Below are 860 nucleotides of genomic sequence, written 5' to 3'. Positions count from 1 at the left end.
AAAGCGACACGAAGAGCTTGTCCAGAAGCCATCCAGATCGCCGATCGCTGGCACCTGCTGCGCAACCTGAGCGAGGCGCTGAGGAACGCGCTCGAGCCTCACCGTCGCACCATGATGCAGGCAGCCAGAGCTGTTCAACAGAGCAACTCTATGGAAATGCCGAATTCTGTTGAGGTTCCGGCTGATCCCGTCGAAACCTTGATCGTCGGGCACGAGAAGAGACATCGTCGTCACGGCCTCTATAAACAGATGAGAGCTCTGATGGAGAGCGGTGTAAGTCAATCTGATATCGCTCGCCAACTCGGTCTCAGCCTTCGCACAGTGCAGCGATGGGTCCGAGCTGGCGCATTCCCGGAGAGGACCCCGCGCGTGTTCCCGAACTCTGTCGACAAGTATGCTGCTTATCTCGATCGACGCCTGCTCGAAGGTTGCCGCAACGTGAGTCAGCTTTGGCGAGAACTGCAGCAGCAGGGCTTCCGCGGGCAGAACAGCAGCGTCTGGCATTGGCTTCGGCAACGCCGTGGACATCCTCCAAAGACATCCAAAGATATACCCATGAAGTCTACTTTGCGGGTTTCGTCTCAGCAGACGGCGTGGCAGATACTCAAAGGAACATCTTCGGCCCAGCCCTATCTCGAGGAACTGTATCGTTGCTCACCGGAGATCGCCCGGCTCGCACATCTTGGACGAGAGTTCTTTCGTATCGTTCGCAACCGGGATCTTATCGCCTGGCCAGAGTGGCTTGAAGCCGCAAGGCGGACCTCCTTGCGTGGCTTCGCCGCTGGTCTCATGCGTGATCAAGAAGCTGTACAAGCGGCCCTGAGTCTGCCCTGGAGCAATGGTCCAGTCGAAGGTCAAGT

2 protein-coding genes are annotated in these 860 nt (G+C 57.7%); both read right to left on the bottom strand.

Features of this window, described 5'->3' with window-relative positions; all coding sequences use genetic code 11:
* The coding region (locus tag HB393_RS25500) for a hypothetical protein (protein ID WP_255551614.1) at positions 1-528 on the bottom strand (528 nt) is incomplete at its 3' end.
* Between the two features lie 126 nt (positions 529-654).
* A partial coding sequence (locus tag HB393_RS25495; RefSeq protein ID WP_255551613.1) for a hypothetical protein occupies positions 655-860 on the bottom strand: 206 nt, incomplete at its 5' end.

The sequence above is a fragment of the Granulicella sp. dw_53 genome, assembly GCF_018449545.1.
In the GTDB taxonomy this organism is placed as follows: Bacteria; Acidobacteriota; Terriglobia; order Terriglobales; family Acidobacteriaceae; genus Edaphobacter.
Note: the sequence above shows the minus strand (reverse complement) of the source record. Positions and strands in the feature narration are given on the sequence as shown.